We start from the raw sequence: 21,014 nt of genomic DNA, 5'->3' as shown, positions 1-21,014 counted from the left end.
TCCGGCCTTTCACAATGAGCGGGGGAACGGGCGGCATTATGGTCGCCCGCCCCTCGGGACTACAACTCGATGCGCTCGACTTTCCCGACCAGCAGGATGTAGGACAGCGCGCCAATCAACGCCAGCACGGCGATGTAGGTAATCGCCGGGGCAAACGAATCGCCGCTGGCGAGAAAACCAATGACGATCGGCGTGGCGATGGCCGCCAGGTTGCCGATGAAATTGAACACCCCACCGGTCAACCCCAACAGCCGTGCCGGCGCCAGAGTCGATACCAGCGACCAGGTGATCGACGCCAGGCCGTTGCCGAAAAAGGCCAGGGCCAGGAATGCAATCACCAACGGCGTCGACTCGACGAAATTGGCGCCGATGATTGCCGTGGAAATCAACAGACCACCGATGATCGGCAGCTTGCGCGCGAACCCCACTGTGGCGCCGCGACGGATCAGCCAGTCGGAGAAGAAACCGGAACACAGCACGCCGACAAATGCCGCGAGGAACGGCAGCGACGCCAGCAAGCCAGACTTGATGAAGTCCATGCCGCGATATTTCACCAGATAGGTCGGAAACCACGTCAGGAAAAACCACAGCGTGGAGTTGAGGCAGAACTGGCCCAGGTAAATTCCCCAGAGCTTGCGTTGGGTCAGGACGATCCCAAGGTCGGTCCAGCTGAATTTTGCCTTGGCCTTGGCCGTCTCGGCCTGGATATCCACCAGCCCGCCGCCTTCGCGGATCAGCTCGATTTCAGCGGCGTTGGCGCCTTTGAAATCCCGCGGCTCGCGATACACCGCGTACCAGATCACCGCCCAGAGAATACCGACAGCACCGGTCACGACGAACACCATATGCCAGCCGAAGGCATGCTGCAGCCAGGCCAGGACCGGCGTCAGGAAAGCCAGGCCGACAAATTGCCCGGACGTATAAAAACCGATCGCCGTGGCCCGTTCACGCTCGGGAAACCAAGTGGTGACTACGCGGCTGTTGATCGGATAAGCCGGCGCTTCCAGGGCGCCGACGGCCATGCGCAGGACAAACAGCGCGATGAAGCTGGCAGCGAAACCGAGCATCACCGTGGCCACCGACCACAGCAACAACGCCACGCTATAAAGGATGCGTGGTGGCACCCGGTCCACCAACCAGCCACCGGGAATCTGCATGGCGGCGTAGGTCCAGCCGAACGCCGAGAAAATCAGCCCGACATGGATCGGATCGATCCCCAGTTCGCTGGTCAGTGCGGGCGCGGCAATCGAGAGGTTGCTGCGGTCCAGGTAATTGATCACCACGGTGATGAACAGCAGGACCATGATGAAAAAACGCTTGCGGCTGGGCGTCACCAACGACGCCTGCGCGCTCAGGGTGTGCGCTTGCATGTGAGGTGCCTCTTTTTATGTTTATTGAGAACGGGCGCATCGAGAAAGATCTCCAGCATAAGGAGATCAAATGTGGGAGCGAGCCTGCTCGCTCCCACAAGAGGCCGGGTGAAATCAGACCTCACTCACCACTCGGCAAAACTGCCATCGGCATGGCGCCAGATCGGGTTGCGCCAGCGGTGGCCGATGGCCGCGCGTTCGATGACGTATTCCTCGTTGATCTCGATGCCCAGGCCCGGGCCGTTGGGGATCTTCACGAAGCCTTTGTCATAGTCGAACACCTGCGGATCCTTGATGTAATCCAGCAAGTCGTTGCTCTCGTTGTAATGGATACCCAGGCTCTGCTCCTGGATAAATGCGTTGTAGCAAGCCGCGTCCAGTTGCAGGCATGCCGCGAGCGCGATCGGGCCCAACGGGCAGTGCAACGCCAGCGCCACGTCATAGGCCTCGGCCATGTTGGCGATCTTGCGGGTTTCGGTGATGCCACCGGCGTGGGACGCATCCGGCTGAATGATGTCCACGTAGCCTTCGCTGAGCACCCGCTTGAAGTCCCAGCGCGAGAACAACCGCTCGCCCAAGGCGATCGGCGTGCTGGTCAGCGGCGCCAGTTCCTTGAGCGCTTCGTAGTTTTCGCTGAGCACCGGCTCCTCGATGAACATCAGTTTGTAGGGATCGAGTTCCTTCATCAGCACCTTGGCCATCGGCTTGTGCACGCGGCCATGGAAGTCCACGCCAATACCGATGTTCGGCCCGACCGCATCGCGCACCGCCGCCACGTTGGCCAGGGCCAGGTCGACTTTTTCAAACGTGTCGAGAAACTGCAGCTCCTCGGTGCCGTTCATCTTCACCGCCGTGAAGCCCCGCGCCACGGCTTCTTTCGCCGCTCGGGCAGTGTCCGCCGGACGGTCGCCGCCGATCCACGAATACACGCGGATCTTGTCGCGAACCTGGCCACCCAGCAGATCGCTGACCGACACGCCCAAGGCCTTGCCCTTGATGTCCCACAATGCCTGGTCGATACCGGCCAGGGCGCTCATGTGAATGGCACCACCGCGGTAGAAACCGCCGCGATAGAGCACGGTCCAGATGTCCTCGATGTTGCGTGGGTCTTTGCCGATCAGGTAGTCGGACAATTCCTCGACGGCGGCCGCCACCGTGTGGGCACGGCCTTCGACCACCGGCTCGCCCCAACCCGTCACGCCCTCGTCGGTCTCGACCTTGAGGAAGCACCAGCGCGGCGGAACGATAAAGGTGGTCAACTTGGTGATTTTCATCTTCTTGTCTCTCTTGTCGGATGCAGCGCGCGGGGCGCTGGGAAAGTCTTCAGTTCAAGGCGTTCCATGCGGCCACGTAGGCCTTGGCGCGCACCGCTACTTCGTCAACGGTCAGGCCCGGCTTGAACAGCCCGGAGCCGAGGCCGAAACCCTTGACGCCAGCCTCGATGAACACCGCCATGTTGTCCGGCGTGATCCCGCCCACCGGCACCAGCACGGTCCCGGCCGGCAGCACCGCGAGCCAGGCCTTGACCACTGCCGGGCCCATCTGCTCGGCCGGGAACATCTTCAATACATGAGCGCCCTCGGCCAGCGCGGCAAAGGCTTCGGTGGGCGTGGCGACGCCAGGCGACAGGTACAAGCCCGCCGCTTTCGCCGCGCGTAGCACCTTCGGATCGCTATGGGGCATGACGATCACTTGGCCGCCAGCCGCTTTCACCTGCTCGACCTGCTCCGGTGTGAGCACGGTGCCGGCACCGATCAGGCAATCGGCGGGCAACGTGCTGCGCAGGATGCGGATACTTTCGTACGGCTCAGGAGAATTGAGCGGTACTTCGATGACGCGAAATCCCGCGCCATAAAGGACTTTGCCGATAGCGGCCGCCTCTTCGGGACGTAGGCCGCGCAAGATCGCGATCAGCCCGTTTTGCGCCAGTGCTTGGGTAAGCATGTCAGGGTCTCCAGTCAGATTTAACGCGATGCGGTGGCGTCGAGCAGGCCGGCTGCCACGGCCAGTTGCCACAGTCCGCGCTCGGTGGCCTGTTCGGCCAGGGTCACGCGGGCAAACCCGCAGGCGTCGAGAGCCCGTTGATAGCGGGCACACAGTTGAGAGTTGCCGATCAGCACCACCGTAGGCAGATGCACGCTGTTGCGTCGCTGCCGCTGCACGGCGGCCAGGGCGGTCAGTTCATGGCCGATGAGCAGGCCGGAAAGATAATCGGCCTGGGCGCTGGCGCCGAGCTCGCCGGTCAAGCCCAGGCTGCGGGCGCTGAATACCGTGGACAGCGGGCCGATCTGACCGTCTACCGACAGCGCAACCTGCACGCCGCGATCGAACGCCGCGCCGTCGAACGCCGCACCGCGTTGCTGGGTGCGGCCGAGAATGCTGTGGTCGCTGAGCACGGCGAAGATCTCGCCGGTCATGAAAGTGTCGAAATGCACGATGCAGCCCTCGGCCACTTCCACCCATTTCGAATGGCTGCCCGGCAGGCCGATCAGCACCGCTTCGTTCGGCAGGCTGGCCAACGCACCGAGCACCTGGGCTTCTTCGCCGCGCATGACATTGGGCAGTCGGGAACGCTGGATTACTCCCGGCACGATGTGCACATCGACGCCGCGAAGACTGCGGATGACCTGTAGGGAATGTCCGAGGTTGGCGACGTTTGCCGGCGTGTCGCAGTAAGGCGCTTCGCGCCAGCCCTGGGCGCTGCCGACCATGCCACAAGCGATGACGGGCAAACCTGGCTGCGCATCGAGCCAGTCGCCGCAGGCTTCATCGAAGGCCAGCTCGAAACCGTCGCTGCACGCCTGGCCGGCGACCGTGCGCGGCCCGGACGGCAACTGCATGATCCCCGACGACAGCGAACGCTGTTCGAGCACCTCGCCCCCAGCGGCAAGTTTGTAAGCCCGTAATGAGGTCGTACCCCAATCGAGCGCTATCAATTGCGCCTGCATCCGCTTCACCTGTTTTGTTTTTTGGCAGTGAGTGAAGCGGACTATAAACCTTGGCGCAAAAAAATCTCAACATATAAAAAAGCATCCCACATAACGGGACAAATAATCATCGTGCAGTCCATGCCCAAGGGCACCGCTACCCGCGATCTGCCCGACGCAACGCGGCAATACCGCTAGGCTGGTCTGTCGCGTAGAAACGCAAGGATTTCAGCGGCCAACTCTTCGGGCGCCTCTTCCGCCATGTGGTGCCCGCAGTCCAAAGCCCGCCCTTGCTGCTTCGTCGTCCACGGCTCCCAAACTGCCAAAACGTCTTCATAAATAAGTTTGAGGTCATCACGCTTTGACCACAGGATCATGGTTGGACACGCTATCCGACGCCCGGCGCGCCGGTCGGCATCGTCGTGATCTCGGTCGATCCCAGGGCCTGCACGGTAATCCTCAACCATGCCATGAACCGTCTCGGGATCATGGATGGCTTCGCTGTAATCCTCATAGGCTTCGGCCCCCATTTTCTCGGGGGAGCCTCCATACCATGCGTCTGGATCGACCAGAATGGCTTGCTCTGGTTTCTCGGGTTGGCTGAAGAAGAACCAATGCCACCACATTGTCGCGAATTGCTCGTCGCAGCGTTCCAACGCTTCAATAATCGGTACACCGTCCAGCACCCCGAGATGAGTTATGGCTTCGGGATGATCCATGGCCATGCGAAAGGCCGTGTAAGCGCCCCGATCATGGCCGATAACCGAAAACCGCTCGTGCCCTAAATGGTGCATCAACGCTATACAATCACGGGCCTTGGCGCGTTTTGAAGAGCCTGCATGGTCTGGAGTGTCCGCAGGTTTGGAGGAGCGGCCAAAACCTCTCAGGTCGGGGCAAACAACCGTGTGATGTTGCGCCAGCAACGGCGCTACACGGTGCCAGGTCGCGTGAGTACGAGGGTGTCCATGAAGCAACAAAACAGGAGGGCCACTGCCTCCGTGCCTGACCCTTAACGTTGCCTCAGGCAAGACAACAGTCTCGAGAGAAAAATCTTCGAACATCAAGTACTCCTTCCGTCCTATTTGTTCCCAGACCCGCAGAAAAAGCGGTCATTATTTACTAACCCGTGCGTAAGCTCACTCAACCCACCTACGTCACAGCCAATAATGAAATACGAATTAGCGAGAAAATATTCCAACCAAATGAACTCCAATATTGCCCTAACAACTAACCGCCCGTAGCCGCCCGCGCATACTGGGCGACACAGTCCATTGCGAAAATTATAGTTAACCACTGCACACCAACAGCTGGCCAACCATGTAACTCTTTGACCTGCAAGTGATTTACGCCCTACTCCACGAAAAAAACTTCCCAGGCGCATCCCGGCGAAAGTTGCCACATCAATCCCAGCGAGTGTGCAGCATCTCGACCATTTCACCCTCCCCAGCGTTAGCGAGACAAGTCGGCCAGCGCATATCGGCATTCGACATCTAACGTTGAGCTTATGATATGTCGAGTGGTCTTGGGTGGATAAGGACGCCCTTCCAGCCCCCTGGCGATAACCTCGTTGGCAGTCACTTCAATGCCGACCTGACGGGATTTCAGTTCGACTTGCGAATAATCGAGCATCAGGCAAGGAACCACTTTCAACGAACTTCGCCGGGCGAACTCGCGCCGATGATGTCCGTCCATGATGACCCATGAGGCCCGTTCGACGAGGATTGGCCGCAGCCAAAAGCCCTTTTGGATGATCTCGTGGGCGACTTGCAGCACCCTCTCTTCAATAAATTGTTCAGTTGGCAAAAGTGCATTCGGCGACAATAGCGCGATGCCGCCACTCTCAGGCCAGGTTTCTAGAGAAAATCTATTGCTCATCAGTTGGCTCACTCTAGTTTGAAGTCCATCCCCACGACACATCTTTAACATGCCGAAGAAGTTGATGAAACAGCCTAGCCGCATCTTTCACCTTGGCAAGATTTCCTTATAAGTTTTTATTTTTACAAAAATCTTTAAAATAAAAAAATCTTCTTTAATAAAATTGAACTTCACGCCGTTACGCTTCCGCAAACAAACGCAGCGCTATGTAACGATGCTCAGCGAACAATAAAACCTTTGGCACCAATGAGTTACTGACAGCAACGATAAAAATCAAAAAAAATTTTGTTTTTTTAAACACTTCTGACTAGTCTCGCTGAGACGTTTAATTTTTGGATCCAATATCATAACAATGGCCATCGTGCCCTGACTAAAATTCACCACGGAGTTTTAGCGTGACCACTTTAATTGAAAATCCAATATGCGATTATTATGACAGCATCAGTAATCAACTGCGTGCAGTTACCGACCATCTAGAGCAATCGGGGGACGGGCTCTTCACGCCTGGGTTCCTTCCCGAGTTAGACCCGCAGGTAACTCAATTTTTTTCCGCTTCGTCCATAAGTTACTCCCTTATTGACTTGGGTCTGGGCATTGAAACCATTCTGCTCAATATGTCCAGGTTCGAACGAACCCGCACAACCAAAACCAATCCTTCTCTGCTCATGGTCGCCCGGGCGATCGAGCACAACCGTCGCAGCGGCGAGGCGGTCACAATCGTCACCCCCTCCTCCGGAAACAAAGCGACCGCGCTGCGTGCGGCGGTGTACCGCGCCTATGAGCTTGGACTCGCGTCTCCCGACACCCTGAATATCGTTTGCGTGGTACCGGCCGATGCAGAGCTTAAACTATGGGATAGCCCCCTATCGTCGGATGAGCGGCTGCGCGTCCTCAATCCACTCGTGACCGTTCAAACCTCTACGCGCGACACGGTCAAGAAGATGGTTTCCAGCGCCGCTCGCAGGCTTCCCTCCCTGGCATCAAAACGGCGATTGTGGTTCACCCTTTCCCTGGACAATTACGTGCTCGCCGATCAACTGCGGGCATTTCTGGAGATTGACCGTTTCGCCCCGGAGGTACGTCGTTGGCACGCACATAGCGTTTCCAGCGCCTTTGGGTTGATTGGGCACAGTCGGGGGTGGGCTCAACGCAGGCCAGACGCACCGCTGCGACCCGGTTACCTGCTTGTTCAACATCTCGACACCCCTGACATGGTCCTGCATCTGACGCGAGGCACCTTTAACAGAGAAAAGATGCCCCAGTACCACCTTAGCGCCAATGGAAGGTTTCAACAGACAGACTCGCTGCACTTTCCCGCTGAAACCAACCGACCTGACGAATGCATCGATACCACGTTCTATACCTCAGCACCTGCTACGCAGCCAGAGATGGAGGGCTACATCACTGAACATGGCGGCACGGGGATAGTCGTCAGCCGTATCGAGTGCGAAAAGGGTTACACCCAGGTCCGAGCCGCTCTATCACGCACCGACGTGCATCTGCCAGACGACCCGAGTCGTCTTCGGGAGCACTCGTTATTGATGGCGGCCACCGGAGCGCGCCTGGCCCATGCGCGCGGATTGCTGGACGGTGTCGGATCGGTAGTGCTTCACAATAGCGGCAGCTATACCGATAGCGATTTTGCTCCGGTACCTCATCAACATCTGACGCGTTTGCACCAGGACCAAGCCCAAGAGCTTGATGACGTAATCGAGCATGCCAGAGGGAGAACATTTGGATGAACTCGCCGATTAGTATCGTCTCAGCCATCGACTTCAACGATGAGCCCCTCCCTCTGGAAAATCTGCATGCCACGGCTCAGTCACTTCTCAAGGAGCACGGCTACGTACAAATCGTCAACGTTCCGGACGGATTTGACTACGTCCGCTTCGGCCGACGATTAGGTAGTTTCGTACCTAACTACGGAGGGGCAGTTGTAGGCAATGTACGCCCCGAACCAGGCATGGACGACGTCTACCATGCCGGCAATCACCAGCCGCTCACGCCCCACACTGAGGGATACGACTTCAAACACCTTCCACCCCGATACATCATGCTTTGGTGCGTGGTACCAGCCGAGGGCGACGGTGGGGAGACCACGCTCGCGCTAACCCAGCCATGGATCGATGCGCTTGATGACACCTCGCGCGAGCATCTGTTCAAGACCGTATTTGCCTGGAAAACCACCGAGGGCATACGACGGCAAGGGCTGGACCTACGCACCGAGCATCCGATCCTCGAGGAGACTGACCTAGGTCGTATCGTGCGGTTCTCCTGCAATAATCTTTTGCATGAGAACGACCCGGTCGCGACGACCTTGCAACACGATTGGCAGTCACGCTACATGACGGATTCGGTGTGGGTTCGTTACGCACAAAACGACATCTTGTTATGGGACAACTGGCGTGTGCTGCACGCGCGCAACGCATTCCAGGATAGCCGACGGCACCTGCGGCGGCTGCAGATCGGTGCGACCGGTGGGCTGCAAGGAAGCGCTCTATGAGCTGGAATGAAAGCGCTGCCCTGAGAGTTCTTATTGTCGGACGTGGACGGTTTGCACGGACGCTGCTTGCACGCCTGTCAGACACGTTCAATGAGCGTCTGAAGATCGTCCAGTGTTACCGCGACGTCCAGCCGCCCGCCTTACCGGACGATGACGTGCCAGTAAAGTCTCAGTCTGTAAGTCGAGCGCCGATGCGCACCCTCCTGGGCGAGGAGGGATTAGAAAACCTGCGTGCATTGATGGTGACCTGTAAGCCGGACGTGATCGTATCTGCGGCGTCTGCTTATTCGCCGTATGGCTCGGGAACAGGGACCGGAGCGCCTTTCGGCTCAACGCTGCCGTTACAACTTCCCATCGCAATAAACGTTGCCAGGGCAGCGCGTTCATGCGGCAACGGCGGGTTGTTGCTCAACGCTTGTTACCCGGAATTGGTCAACCCCGTCGCCCGCTTACTCGGAAGCCCGTTCGACGCGGGTCTGGGAAACGCCCAGACGCTGAATTGGGCTCAAGACTTTGGCGAACAGGGCAACCGTCTTCAGGCCTTGGCCCACCATTCGCATCTGGGGAAAAACTACAGAAAGGCGCCGTTGATGTACGACTTCAGGGACGGGCGCATTCATGAGCCCATGGCCCTGCACACCGAAGCACTGGAACAGCGGCGCGCCTTGACGCGGGAGGAACGCAATGACATCGGGGCCACAGCAGCGGCGTCATTGGTGGCTGAGCTGGCGACCTCGACTTCGGTGACAGCATGCCTGCCCGGAGTCAACGCAGAAACGGGTGCGATGCCGGTGAGCGTAGGGTTGGCCCGCGGAGCGAAGCCTTGTATCAAGCTTTCGGGCGCTGACTTGAATCAGGTCCGTACCAGACATGAACAGGAGTGCATCGCCGAAGGATGGAATATCCATGATGGTGTCCTGGAGCTGTCACCAGAAGCTCGTAATGGCATGGGAGCGCTGGCGCCGCCCGACCTCAGGGTAAACAGCGACGATCTTGAAACATGGGTGAATCTGCTTGGGAGATCGCTATGACGCTGCCAGCAAGACTTGCGACGGCCGTCCGATATGGCTGGAGGAACTCGTCGCATCCAGGGGTTATCCGCATGCACAGGCTGCTGGATTCGTGGGGACCCAAAATAGGCACCGTGACCAGTACAGTACCGGCGTGTCCGCATGCGCCTTCTATTTCGTATGCCGGCATTCCCCAAGGGCTGGCCAATATTCTAAAGCTCACGGATGTCCTGCGATCGCGGGACTTTCCAGGGGCAATCAATTGGGAAAGCAACAATGATGGCGCAGTGGCCGATATCTCGCTGCATGGCACCTCGGTACGCGGGGCGCCCGCCGGCGTTCGGGAGCTGGTCTTGCCCTTTCGCGTCCACCTTGCGATCCCGACTCCAGATCTTGAGTCGGTAAAGCAGGCGGTTTCAAAACGCGAGCGTTCACGCTTCTCGTCATCGTTGAACCAAGAGCAATGGCGCGCGCGAATCACGACAGATGAAAATGAAGTACGTCGCTTTTACTTTCGGATGCACCTGCCAACGATGGCTAAACGACACGCTGACGCAGCGCGAACCGAGTCCTTGGATCTGGCGCTACACATCGTCAGGCAGGGAGGATTATTTTTGTCTGAATCGTCCGCAGGCCCAGTAGCCGGATGCCTGTTTACCCAGGTGGGTAGCGTGTTCACTACACGACTGCTAGGGGTCGACGAGGGGGCTGATGAGCACTACGACAACGGAGCATTCAAGAACCTCTATTACATGATGCTCAAACACTGCGCCAATAACAGCTCAATCCAGACCATGGATCTGTTCGGTACCGAAGCATTCATTTCCAAAGGCATATTCCAGTGGAAACGCAAACTGGGAGCCCAGGTTTGCCAAGCCCCCAACCATTTCCGTCACAAATTCCTGCGACTGAAGGTCCACCGCGATAGTCCGGGAGTACGACGTTTCCTATTACATAACCCGATGCTGATCGACACGCCTAGCGGATTTGCACCGGTGTATTTCATGGAGGGGAATCAAGGCGCGATGCGTGAGTTCAGCGCCCAGATGGGTGGGTTGAACCCGCCACTGCATATTCCCATCGATGAATTCCTCTCCTTGGATGACGCTGTAAATCCTTACGCCCGGAGGGGGGGCAATACCTGAGTCGAGCGTAACGCTCCTTCTGGAAATCGCCGCTGTGAACAACCTCAGCACTTCTACGCAAGAGGCCCTGATATGCCCAATACACCTCGCCCTACCGCGCCCATCGAACTCACCCGCCGCATCTTACAGTCTCATTTGGCCGACACCGGAATCCAATCCCGGGAGTCTTGCCCAATTTCGCCGGTGATCCTTGACCGCCGCGCTCATCGAAAGCTCCAAGAGGCGTCTGTATGTCTATTGGAGCTTTTGAAACGTGCCGCACTTTCTGTGGGCGACTCGACTCGAGCAAGGCTCAATGCTTACGGAGCCACCGAGCAAGACTATCCATTGTTCAGCACCGACCTGCATTTTGAGGAACGGTATTGTGACGTATTTGCCCGCCCTGACTTTGTACTCACCACATCTGGTCCCAAGGTACTTGAGTTCAACGTCAGTGGCGCCGTAGGCGGCGTGCCGGAATTGGCGTGCCTGCAGACCGGCTTACAGGCCGCCTACGGTCGGCGAGATCCGATTCGCTTCAATTGGAGCAGCCCCTATGACGACCGCGCCAGGGCCTTTCGTGAAATAGCTACGCGGGAGGGTCTGGAGGGTCGGGTTCTGGTGGTAGGATCGGTACGCGACCTTGAATATACCAACAACACCAAAGTATTTGACCTCGAAGTCGAAGCGCTGCATCGCCAAGGTCTGGTCGCAGATTTCTGCGAACCCGAAAACCTCGATAGCATTCTTGAAGCTGCCAGCGGTAATAGCCGCGCCGCGTTCCCGCTTAGCCTGCGCATGTTCACCATTCCTGAGTGGGCCGAGCTTGGCATCGACCTATCTACTGTGCGGCGTTGGCTCGAAGGAGGATCCCTGCTCCTCGGCCCGCAAACCTCGGCGTTCCTGGCTAACAAAAAGACCCTTGCCTGGCTTTCCGAAGGCCTGCCTTGGATGACACGCCAGGATTACGCAACGGTGGCGGAGTTTGTGCCCTGGTCGCGTTGTCTCGCTGACCGAAATACGACCCTGCTTGAAGGTGCCGAGGGTGCGCTTTTACCTTTCTGTCTCGCGCATCAGGAGCGCCTGGTACTCAAAGAGGCTATCGGCATGCAGGGGCGCCAAGTCACGATAGGGCGTGACGTATCGCAAGCGCAATGGAACGACCGGGTCACAACCGCGGCCGCATCAAGGAATGCCATCGTCCAGGAATACGTTGAACCGTGCCTGCAGCAGGTGTGGATGAGCCATGGGACCCATGACGCCGAGACTGAGCTGCTGAAGATGCGCCCCATTATCAGCTTCTTCGTGTTCGGCGGTCGCGCGGGCAGCGGTTGGGCACGGTACCGGCCCGATGACAGCTACGGAGTCGTCAGCTGTGAAGGATTTGGAGCATTCGAGACCGCCGTCGCATCCGACTAAGGAGAGAACCATGTCAATGCCAATCCACGTTATCAATCAGAACTCACCCACCAACCGAGCCAGGCATCTGCTCGGCACCTTGACGGAAGCAGGCACCACTTCTCTGACGGGTACTCCGTGCGGAATCCTGGCGCCATTGTGGCGCCAGGCACAGAGCAAAAATGATGGCCTTTCCTTGGTTACAGTGTCACGAGAGGACACAGCGCTCGCTTTCGCTGCCGGTGAAGCACTCGCCGGCGGGTATCCAGCCGTGCTCATGCAGAATTCCGGGTTTGGAAACTGCATAAATGTCATGGCATCGCTCATATGTCCTTACGACATCCACGTCACCTTGATCATCAGTCTCAGAGGGACCGGAAACGACACGACACCCGAGAACACGGCAATGGGTGCGGCAACCGCTTCGATTCTATCCCAGTGGGGCGTTGCAACGACCCTGCTCGCCGCTCCCGACGATTTGCTTGTCACACAGGATCTTGCCCGAAGTGGTCCCTGCGCGGTGTTGATCGCTCCCGAGTATTTTGGATGGTGCCCATGAACAAGACAGAACTTATCACCGAAGTAGTCGCCCGTTTCGAGGAACATCCAATTATCTTCACCACGGGCTACGCGTCACGGATTGCATTCACTTTGCGGCCTGCGGCGGCCAACCATTTCTACATGGTGGGGAGCATGGGTATGGCCTCCGCGGTCGGGCGTGGCGTAGCAAGGAGGTTGGGGGCCGGCTCCCGCCATCCGGTAATTGTCGACGGAGACGGTGCGATGCTGATGGGGCTGCATTGCCTGCTCCTTGAGCACGAAACTGACAGCGCCATCTTGCACATCATCGCCAATGACTCCGGCTACTCCTCCACCGGAGGCCAAGACGTCCCGTCGAGCGTTGACGCTATCTGCGACTTGGCCAGGGCCGCACGCTATGGCTTTGTAACAGAGCTGCAAACGTCAGCGGCAATGTTCGCTGAAACGCTCCCAGCTGCGGTGGCCACTGTTTCGAGTGGGCGCAGTGCTTTACTCAATTGTCATGTGCAGCCCGGTCCGGATCCCTTGGGGCGTATAGGCTTGCCCCTTCCAGACGTCGCCAGGCAGTTCCAAGCCTTCATCAAGAGCTGCCCTCCACGGGATACTTCGCTGGCGCGATGATGAACAGGGAGTTAGAACGTTGATGTCAGCTGGATATCTTTCACTGCTACGCGAGCGTCAATTCGGCAGCCTGTTCGCCACACAAGTTACCAATGTGCTGGCTACGTCCATGTCTGGCCTTTACCTGGGCACCGTCGTCAATGCCGCGACCGGATCAACGTTTCTCACGTCATTTGCGATGTTTGCGCCTTCACTGGCCAATCTTTTGGGCGCCGCGAGCCTGATGTCATTGGCCGACACCTCGTCGCCCCGCGCGCTGATGACCGTCCTGCAACTTCTCAGCGCAATCTGCATGGGTGCCCAGGCTTTGCCGCTTCCCTTGTGGATCCGATTTGTCCTTCTGCTTTTCAGTGGGCTTCTCGCGGCGATCAGCGGTGGCCTGCAGCTGGGGTTGGTCGCGACCAGTGTCGGACGTAATAACTATGCCATGGCTCGCAGCCTTCTGAATTTGACGAACGGGGCCGTCCAGATCTGTGGCTTTGCTTTTGGAGGAGTGCTTATCCAGATTGTGGATCCGCCCCCTATGTTTGTAGCGCTCGCAATACTCATGACCTTGGGAGCATGCATCGTGCTGTGGGGGCTACCATCCACGTCCCGCCCCGGCACACAGATAAACAAAGCACATCGATCAACCGGGTTTGCAACCACTCAGGCAGTTAACAAGTGGGCGCTGCGCCACCCCCACGTCAAGGTCCTGCTGTTGGCACTGTGGGTGCCGAATGGAATCGTGGTGGGTGCCGAAAGCTTGTTTATTCCCTACGCTCAGGACAACGCTGGATATCTTCTGGCGGCGGGGGCGGTCGGCATGCTGTTCGGTGATCTTGTGGTTGGCCGATGGCTGCGCTCCGACACCCGCAGAAGGATCAACTTCTACCAGCGAGTGTTGCTGGCGGCGCCCTACCTGATATTTTTCATCGAATTGCCTTGGACGTTCGCCGCGCTGCTGGTCCTGATCGCCAGCCTCGGATTCTCTGCGTCGTTGGGACTCCAAGAGCGTCTGATGGACCACATTCCCCAGGATCGTATCGGCCAGGTCCAAGGACTCGAGTCCTCTGGCCGACTGGCAGCCCAAGGCATCTTTGCCTTGGCTGCGGGCGGCACCGCCGAACTCCTCGGAGCCGGCTACACCATTACGATATTCGGTGCCCTGTCCCTATTGGTGACGGCAGCTCTGATGTCTCGTTTGGCGCAGCGATCAAACAGCGGAGTCCTGGCCGAGCAAGACCTGTGAAACATTCAGCGGGAGCCGTTACCCACCGGCAATCAGTACCCTGTATGAAGCGTCAGTTGCCTTGGGCAAAATCCCTCAAGACCTTGCCATCCATGCGGTAGCGCACCCACTCTTCCTGGGGTTGCGCGCCGAGGGATTTGTAGAACTCGATGGCCGGAGTGTTCCAGTCCAGCACGCTCCACTCAAAGCGACCGCAGTCGTTGTCGCAGGCGATCTTCGCCAGATGCCGCAACAACGTCTTACCCGCCCCGCCGCCGCGTTGTTCGGGAGTGATATACAGGTCTTCGAGGTACAGGCAGTTGCTGCCTAGCCAGGTGGAGTAACTGAAGAAAAACACCGCGAAACCGATCGGCACGTCATCACGCAGGCAGATCAGCCCATGGGCGGTTGCGCCTTCGCTGAATAGGCTGCGCTCGATATCGGTAACGCTGGCGATGACTTCGTGGCGGGCTTTTTCGTAATCGGCAAGCTCAGTGATGAAGGCCAGGATTTGCGGCGCATCGCTGGGTTGCGCGGGACGGATCTCGATTGACATGAACGGGCCTTATAGCCAATTGAAAGCACTATATTAAGCCGCCGCGCGGCGCTCGTCACATCTTCCGAAGACAACTTTCACAGTGCCGTTCGTCGCCCTCAAGGCACCAACCCCGCTCCCGCGCAGCCAAAAATCAGGCAAGCATTCCTAAAATGGAGGCTACACCATGATCAGTTCCAGGCTGACTGCGCTCACGTTCACCGCTTTGTTGTCCTCGGCGGCTTTCGCGGCCACGACTTCAGGGACCGGCCCAACCGATCCGGTCCAGGCACCGAATTCGCCCGCCACCCAAGGCCTGCCCAAGCTGAATACCGACGGCACCGGCGGCACCTTGAACAATGGCCAGCCGCCCGCCACGGGCACCGATCCACGGGTCCAAGGCAACGACACCGGTCGCCAGGGCGGCATGAACACCCCGGACGACACCACTCCCGATAACGCCGACACCGGCGTAGGTTCGAAAACCACCACCGGCGGTTCCGGTTCGGAAGGTGGCGCCAGCCAATAGCCCGGCTCGTGGTGGCTCTGCTCACACAACAGAAGAGGAACAGTTCATGCCTCGTGGAAGCAAAGACAAGTACACCGACAAACAAAAGCGCAAGGCCGAGCACATCGAAGAGAGTTATGAGCAAAAAGGCGTGCCGGAGGGCAAGGCCGAAGCTCGGGCCTGGGCGACGGTCAACAAGCAGTCCGGGGGTGGCGAACGCTCCGGCGGCTCCGGAAAGAAAAAACCCGCCGAGGCCAAGCAATCCGACCGCAAGGAATCGGCCCGGCGCGCCGTCAAGTCGCGTGAGGGCCAGCCGCGCACCAGCAAAGCCTCCCCTGAGGCCCAGACGGTGGACAGCCTGATGAAGGAAGCCCGGGCGAAAAACATCCCCGGGCGCTCGAAGATGCGCAAGCAGGAGCTGGTCGAGGCGTTGCGCAAGGCTGGGTAATGGTTGGCGTCGGCAAGAACGCCTTCGCGAGCAGGCTCGCTCCCACACTGGTTCTGCGGCGTGCCGAGTTTTCTGCGCCGGATATAAAACCTGTGGAGCGAGCCTGCTCGCGAAAGCGGTGGGTCAGCCAAGGAAGTGTTGGATGTGCTGACGCCTTCGCGAGCAGGCTCGCTCCCACATAGGATCTGCGGTGCGCTGTTGTTTCTGCGCCAGGTACAAACCCTGTGGGAGCGAACCTGCTCGCGATAGCGGCAGATCAGTCGCCACTGATCTTCAGCGCTGCTTCAACCGGTCGATCACCACCGCCAGCAACAGGATCGAACCACGGATGACGTACTGGTAGAACGTGTCTATGTTCTTCAGGTTCATCGCGTTCTCGATGATCGCAAGGATCAGCACACCGGCAATGACGTGGCGAATCATGCCGATCCCGCCACTCAGCGAAACCCCGCCCAATACGCAGGCCGAGATCACCGTCAGCTCGAAACCCTGGCCGATCATTGGTTGGCCCGAGGTCATGCGCGACGCCAGGATCACCCCCGCCAACGCGCCAATGACGCCATGCACGGCGAAGATGATGATCTTGGTGCGATCAACGTTCACCCCCGCCAACAACGCCGCTTCCTGGTTGCCGCCGATGGCCATGGTGTTGCGCCCGTAGGTGGTGTAGTTCAACAACCAGCCGAAGAACAGGAAGCAGACAATCGTGATCAGGATCGGCACCGGCACGCCAAACAGCTGGCCGTTGCCGAACACGAAGAACGATTCCTGGGACACGCCGACCGCTTTACCATTAGCGAAGATATACGCCAGGCCGCGAACGATCTGCATCGTCGCCAGCGTCGTGATCAAAGCGTTGACCCGTAGTTTCGCAATGACGATGCCGTTGATCAGACCGACAATCAGGCCCATCACCAGCGCCGCGCTGACACCGAGGAACACGCTGTTGGTGTCGCGCATTACCACGGCAGCGACCACGCCGGCACAGGCAATGACCGAGCCCACCGACAGGTCGAAGTGACCGGAAGCCAGGCAATAAAGCATGGTGCAGGCGGCAATGCCGGTGGTGGAAATCGCCAGGCCCAGGCCCCGCATGTTCAGCGGCGACAGGAAGTTGTCGATCATCAGGGTGCAGAGCACAAAGATGCCGATAGCCGCCAGCAGCATGACCCAGTCGTCGAGGAAGCGGCGCAGGTCGAGGGGCTTGCGTGCCGTTGGCAGTGCATTGTTTTGAATGGTCATGATTACCTCTCAGTTCGCCGCGTCGGCAACGCGTTGGCGCGGCAGCGCCAGTTGCAGCAGGTTGGATTCGTTGGCCTGGTCACGCGGCAGCTCGCCGCGCATGGCCCCTTCGCACAGCACCAGGATCCGATCGGAAATACCCATCACTTCCATCAGGTCGCTGGACACCACGATCACGGCGATGCCATCGGCCGCCAGGTTGTGGATGATCTGGTAGATCTCGGCCTTGGCACCGATGTCGATGCCCCGTGTCGGCTCGTCCAGCAGCAGCACTTTCATCGGCATCGACAGCCAACGCCCGAGGATCGCTTTCTGCTGGTTGCCACCCGACAGGTACATGATTTTCTGGCTCGCCGCCGGGGTCTTCACCTTCAGCGACTTGATCTGCTTGTCGGCATTGCCCCGCTCCCATTCGCCGCGCAGCAGGCAGCCGAGGGTCGAATGGGACGGACGCGCGCTGATGTTGATGTTCTCGCCGACACTGCCCAACGGAATGATGCCTTCCTTCTTGCGATCCTCCGGGCAGAGCAGCACGCCAGCGGCGATGGCATCCCGTGGCGAACGCAGTTTCAGTTCCTTGCCGTGCAGGACAAGACTGCCCTCGCTCTGGCGCTCCAGGCCACTGAGCAAGCGAAACAGCTCGGTACGACCGGCGCCGACCAGCCCGAAGAGGCCAAGAATTTCACCCTTGTGCACCTCGAAACTCACCGGCTCGCGCAGGCCCGGCCCCAGCAGCCCTTTCACCTGCAGCGCCACATCGCCACGCTCACGCGGACGGTAGTCATAGATGTCCTGGATATCACGACCGACCATGCAGGTGACGAGTTGATCGTGGGTCAATTCGCTCATGTTTTCGAAGGTCCGGACATAACGACCGTCCTTGAACACCGTCACCGCATTACAGATTCGAAAGACTTCTTCCATGCGGTGGCTGACGTACAACACCACTTTGCCCTCGTCCCGCAGGCGGGCGATGATCGCCATCAAACGGTCGATTTCCCGCGCCGAGAGGCTGCTGGTCGGTTCGTCGAAAGCAATGACGTGGGCGCCACGGGATAATGCCTTGGCGATTTCCACCAACTGGCGCTGGCCGAGGGACAGGCGACCGACTTTTTCCTGCGGGTCGATTTCGTCCGCCAGGCCTTTGAGCAGCGCCAACGCCCGCTGGCGCAGCACGCCGCGATTGACCAGGCCGAAACGCGCCGGCAAATGGCCAAGGAACAGATTTTCGGCGACAGTCATTTCCGGCACCAGGTGCAGCTCCTGGTGAATCACCGCCACACCGCTGGCGATACTGTCGGCGGTGCCTTTGAACGCCATCGTCTGCTCACCGATCTGCAAGTCGCCGCTGCTCGGGATATAGGCGCCGCCCAGGATCTTGAGCAACGTGGACTTGCCCGCGCCGTTTTCACCCATCAAGGCATGAACCTGCCCTGGATGGGCGACGAAACTGATATTGGCCAGGGCCTGCACGCCGGGAAAGGTCTTGCCGATCCCGTTGAATCGCAAGCTGCCGCCAGTGTTGTGTTGCCGTGTCGCTGTTTGCGCTTGCATAACCACCTCGAACTCACAGAGATCAAGCGGCCCGGTCACGCCTGTGACCAGGGCCGCTTTTGAATCAACCAGCCGTCAATTCCACAGGCCGATCTTTTCCAGTTCCTGCTTGAAGTTCTCCCGGGTGATCAGCGTCACCTCGTCCATGGCGGTGTACTTCGGCGGCTCCTTGCCGGTGGTGATCCACTCGTACATCATTTCGGCGGTCTTGTAGCCTTCGATGTGCGGGCTTGGCAGCATCGAGCCGAAGAAGCCGCTATCGGGTTTCTTCAGTTCGCCGATGGCGTCGGTGCCGTTGATGCCGATACCGATCACATTGGCCGCCTTGAAGCCGGCTGCTTCGGTAGCGCGCACGCCACCCAGCACGGTGTTGTCGTTCATGCCACCGATGATCAGGTTTTTCGCGGCGCTTGGCAGCTTGACCAACGCCGAGTTGGTGGAGTCCATGCTGCCCGGCACGTCGAGGGTCTTCAGCGCTGTGAACAGGATATGGTCTTCCGGCATCCCGGCCTTCTTCAGGGCATCGACCGAACCGTCGGTGCGTTTCTTGCCGGTGTCCAGCTCGTTGAAGGTGTTGATCACCGCGTAGGTTTCTTTCCAGTCCCAGTTGCGTTTTTTCGCCTCGGCAGCCATCGCGGCGCCCTGCTTCTGGCCAACCTCGAAGGCGGCCATGCCCAGGTACGGCACGTCTTCCATGAATTTGCCGCTGGCGTCGACGAAACGGTCGTCCACGGCGATCACCTTGAGGTCGTTGAGCTTGGCCTTGGCCATGATGGCCGGGCCGAGGGACACATCCGGCGGGCAGATCACAAAGCCCTTGGCACCGTTGGCGGCCAGGCTGTCGATAGCGGAGAGGGTTTTCTCGCCGTCAGGCACGGCGATCTTGATCAACTGGAAGCCTTTGTCCTTGGCCGCCTTCTCGGCGAATGCCCATTCGGTCTGGAACCAGGGCTCCTCGGCCTGCTTGACCAGGAAACCGATTTTTACCGCATCGGCCGCCAGCAGATGGCTGCTGAGACTGAACGCGGTAACCGCCAGGGCGGCGCGACACAGGGAACGGATCCCACGACGATGTTTCATAGCTGACTCCTTGTTTTTTTTATTGAAAGCCAAACGTCCAGGGATCTGCTCCACGTTGGGTGGAAAAGCGCAGGCTGGCCGGTCAATCGTGTTACTGCACAGCATAGGTCTAAATAGTCATATCGTATGATGATTGGATTACAGGCGAAGTTTCACACCGCATTCCAGGAATATTCAGTCGTGGTACATGACCGAACGTCCACCATCAATGGTGATGCATGAAGCGTTGATGAAAGGTGCTTCGTCACTGGCCAGGAACACCGCCGTCATTGCCACTTCGATCGGCTGGCCGATACGCCGCGGCGGGTGCAGATCCAGCGCACGCTGGCGTTCGGCCCGGGGATCGGCGAAGCCATTCCAGTAATCGATATTCAGCTGGGTCTCGATGTAGCCCGGCGCAATGGCATTCACCCGCACGCCTTTGGGGGCGTATTCGATGCCGAGGGCACGGGTCAGCCCGAGCAGGCCATGCTTGGCCACCGGGTAAGGGAAACAGCCGGGAATGATGTGGGACGAATGGGTCGACGCGATGTTGATGATGCTGCCCACGCCCTGCTCGATCATCTGTGGCAACACCGCCTTGCAGCCATACCAGGCACCGTCCAGGTCGATGGCGAAGCAACGGCGCCAGTCTTCCTCGGTCATTTCCAGAGGGTCGCGGAATACATTGACGCCAGCGCAATTCACCAATACGTCGATGCGCCCGTGCAGTTCAACCGCTCGCCGGGCCATGGCGTGCAGATCCTGCTGGCTTGAAACATCGACCTTGAGTGCTTGTACATCCGCACCGCGCCCACGCCAATGGGCGGCGACGGCCTCGACTTTTTCAGCCTGGATGTCGCTGATGACCAGCCGCGCCTGTTGGGAAGCAAACGCAGCAACGATTGCCTCGCCAATGCCCTGGGCAGCACCCGTCAGCAGCACGACCTTGCCTTTCAACCGTTCGCCCTGCGGCGGCTCCGGAACCAGTGGCAAGCAAAGCGCTTCAGCCATGAACCTGGGCTCCCGAGGCAAGGCACGAGAAAAACCGGGCACCCACGGGTGACCGGTCAGGAAACGGCGGAACGGA

Annotated in this window: 21 protein-coding genes; 10 read left to right on the top strand and 11 right to left on the bottom strand. The window is 59.0% G+C overall.

From position 1 onward, the window contains the following. Positions 1 to 59: 59 nt before the first annotated feature. The 6 genes from ACE04F_RS25555 to ACE04F_RS25530 form a co-directional block, all read right to left on the bottom strand. Complete coding sequence (locus tag ACE04F_RS25555; protein ID WP_305496032.1) at positions 60 to 1,370, bottom strand: MFS transporter; 1,311 nt, start codon at positions 1,368 to 1,370, stop codon at positions 60 to 62. Positions 1,371 to 1,495: 125 nt separating this feature from the next. Then, the gene (gene dgoD / locus ACE04F_RS25550) at positions 1,496 to 2,644 is read right to left on the bottom strand and encodes a galactonate dehydratase (RefSeq protein WP_486110440.1); all 1,149 of its coding nucleotides are present in this window, start codon (positions 2,642 to 2,644) and stop codon (positions 1,496 to 1,498) included. Between the two features lie 49 nt (positions 2,645 to 2,693). Then, positions 2,694 to 3,314 (bottom strand): 2-dehydro-3-deoxy-6-phosphogalactonate aldolase, encoded by a 621-nt coding sequence (locus tag ACE04F_RS25545; RefSeq protein WP_486110439.1) that lies wholly within the window; start codon positions 3,312 to 3,314, stop codon positions 2,694 to 2,696. A 20-nt stretch (positions 3,315 to 3,334) separates the two neighbouring features. After that, on the bottom strand, positions 3,335 to 4,318 hold the full coding sequence (locus tag ACE04F_RS25540) for a 2-dehydro-3-deoxygalactonokinase (RefSeq protein WP_486110438.1): 984 nt from the start codon (positions 4,316 to 4,318) through the stop codon (positions 3,335 to 3,337). A 173-nt stretch (positions 4,319 to 4,491) separates the two neighbouring features. After that, positions 4,492 to 5,358, bottom strand: coding sequence for an alpha/beta hydrolase (locus ACE04F_RS25535; protein ID WP_486110437.1), 867 nt, complete (start codon positions 5,356 to 5,358; stop codon positions 4,492 to 4,494). 388 nt (positions 5,359 to 5,746) lie between these two features. Next, positions 5,747 to 6,172: a hypothetical protein gene (locus ACE04F_RS25530; protein WP_486110436.1), complete on the bottom strand. Its 426-nt coding sequence runs from the start codon at positions 6,170 to 6,172 to the stop codon at positions 5,747 to 5,749. 395 nt (positions 6,173 to 6,567) lie between these two features. Here ACE04F_RS25530 and ACE04F_RS25525 point away from each other — a divergent pair, with 395 nt between their 5' ends. The 8 genes from ACE04F_RS25525 to ACE04F_RS25490 all read left to right on the top strand — a co-directional run bounded on the left by ACE04F_RS25525 (position 6,568) and on the right by ACE04F_RS25490 (position 14,599). Next, positions 6,568 to 7,914 (top strand): DUF6002 family protein, encoded by a 1,347-nt coding sequence (locus ACE04F_RS25525; RefSeq protein WP_486110435.1) that lies wholly within the window; start codon positions 6,568 to 6,570, stop codon positions 7,912 to 7,914. Continuing rightward, a complete protein-coding gene (locus ACE04F_RS25520) occupies positions 7,911 to 8,675 on the top strand; it encodes a TauD/TfdA dioxygenase family protein (RefSeq protein WP_486110434.1) in 765 nt (254 codons plus the stop codon). Before ACE04F_RS25525 ends, ACE04F_RS25520 begins: the two co-directional genes overlap by 4 nt. Beyond that, entirely contained in the window at positions 8,672 to 9,706 is a 1,035-nt protein-coding gene (locus tag ACE04F_RS25515; RefSeq protein WP_486110433.1) for a hypothetical protein, read from the top strand. Before ACE04F_RS25520 ends, ACE04F_RS25515 begins: the two co-directional genes overlap by 4 nt. Positions 9,707 to 9,777: 71 nt before the next feature. Beyond that, positions 9,778 to 10,830, top strand: a complete 1,053-nt coding sequence (locus tag ACE04F_RS25510) for a hypothetical protein (RefSeq protein WP_486110432.1) — start codon at positions 9,778 to 9,780, stop codon at positions 10,828 to 10,830. A 72-nt stretch (positions 10,831 to 10,902) separates the two neighbouring features. Continuing rightward, positions 10,903 to 12,228: a hypothetical protein gene (locus ACE04F_RS25505; protein WP_486110431.1), complete on the top strand. Its 1,326-nt coding sequence runs from the start codon at positions 10,903 to 10,905 to the stop codon at positions 12,226 to 12,228. Between the two features lie 10 nt (positions 12,229 to 12,238). Beyond that, positions 12,239 to 12,766: a thiamine pyrophosphate-binding protein gene (locus ACE04F_RS25500; RefSeq protein WP_486110430.1), complete on the top strand. Its 528-nt coding sequence runs from the start codon at positions 12,239 to 12,241 to the stop codon at positions 12,764 to 12,766. Continuing rightward, a complete protein-coding gene (locus ACE04F_RS25495; RefSeq protein WP_486110429.1) occupies positions 12,763 to 13,368 on the top strand; it encodes a thiamine pyrophosphate-dependent enzyme in 606 nt (201 codons plus the stop codon). The genes ACE04F_RS25500 and ACE04F_RS25495 overlap by 4 nt, the downstream gene beginning before the upstream one ends. A gap of 22 nt (positions 13,369 to 13,390) precedes the next feature. Further along, positions 13,391 to 14,599 (top strand): MFS transporter, encoded by a 1,209-nt coding sequence (locus ACE04F_RS25490; RefSeq protein WP_486110428.1) that lies wholly within the window; start codon positions 13,391 to 13,393, stop codon positions 14,597 to 14,599. A 52-nt stretch (positions 14,600 to 14,651) separates the two neighbouring features. On the opposite strand, the gene ACE04F_RS25485 is transcribed toward ACE04F_RS25490, so the two are convergent. After that, positions 14,652 to 15,134 (bottom strand): GNAT family N-acetyltransferase, encoded by a 483-nt coding sequence (locus ACE04F_RS25485; protein ID WP_486110427.1) that lies wholly within the window; start codon positions 15,132 to 15,134, stop codon positions 14,652 to 14,654. A 166-nt stretch (positions 15,135 to 15,300) separates the two neighbouring features. On the opposite strand from ACE04F_RS25485, the gene ACE04F_RS25480 reads away from it, so the two are divergent. Together ACE04F_RS25480 and ACE04F_RS25475 are read left to right on the top strand one after the other, a co-directional pair. Continuing rightward, positions 15,301 to 15,642, top strand: a complete 342-nt coding sequence (locus tag ACE04F_RS25480; RefSeq protein ID WP_486110426.1) for a hypothetical protein — start codon at positions 15,301 to 15,303, stop codon at positions 15,640 to 15,642. A gap of 46 nt (positions 15,643 to 15,688) precedes the next feature. Beyond that, on the top strand, positions 15,689 to 16,069 hold the full coding sequence (locus ACE04F_RS25475) for a Rho termination factor N-terminal domain-containing protein (protein ID WP_486110425.1): 381 nt from the start codon (positions 15,689 to 15,691) through the stop codon (positions 16,067 to 16,069). 273 nt (positions 16,070 to 16,342) lie between these two features. On the opposite strand, the gene araH is transcribed toward ACE04F_RS25475, so the two are convergent. From araH to ACE04F_RS25455, 4 genes are all read right to left on the bottom strand, one after another. After that, complete coding sequence (araH, locus tag ACE04F_RS25470) at positions 16,343 to 17,311, bottom strand: L-arabinose ABC transporter permease AraH (RefSeq protein ID WP_305496039.1); 969 nt, start codon at positions 17,309 to 17,311, stop codon at positions 16,343 to 16,345. A gap of 9 nt (positions 17,312 to 17,320) precedes the next feature. Continuing rightward, on the bottom strand, positions 17,321 to 18,865 hold the full coding sequence (gene araG / locus ACE04F_RS25465; protein ID WP_486110424.1) for an L-arabinose ABC transporter ATP-binding protein AraG: 1,545 nt from the start codon (positions 18,863 to 18,865) through the stop codon (positions 17,321 to 17,323). A 75-nt stretch (positions 18,866 to 18,940) separates the two neighbouring features. Then, a complete protein-coding gene (locus tag ACE04F_RS25460; protein WP_486110423.1) occupies positions 18,941 to 19,945 on the bottom strand; it encodes a substrate-binding domain-containing protein in 1,005 nt (334 codons plus the stop codon). A gap of 174 nt (positions 19,946 to 20,119) precedes the next feature. After that, complete coding sequence (locus tag ACE04F_RS25455) at positions 20,120 to 20,938, bottom strand: SDR family oxidoreductase (RefSeq protein WP_486110422.1); 819 nt, start codon at positions 20,936 to 20,938, stop codon at positions 20,120 to 20,122. Positions 20,939 to 21,014: the final 76 nt, after the last annotated feature.

Source organism: Pseudomonas sp. AGC41 (assembly GCF_057334555.1).
The sequence above is the reverse complement of the archived record's forward strand: the minus strand, read 5'-3'. Positions and strand labels throughout refer to the sequence as shown.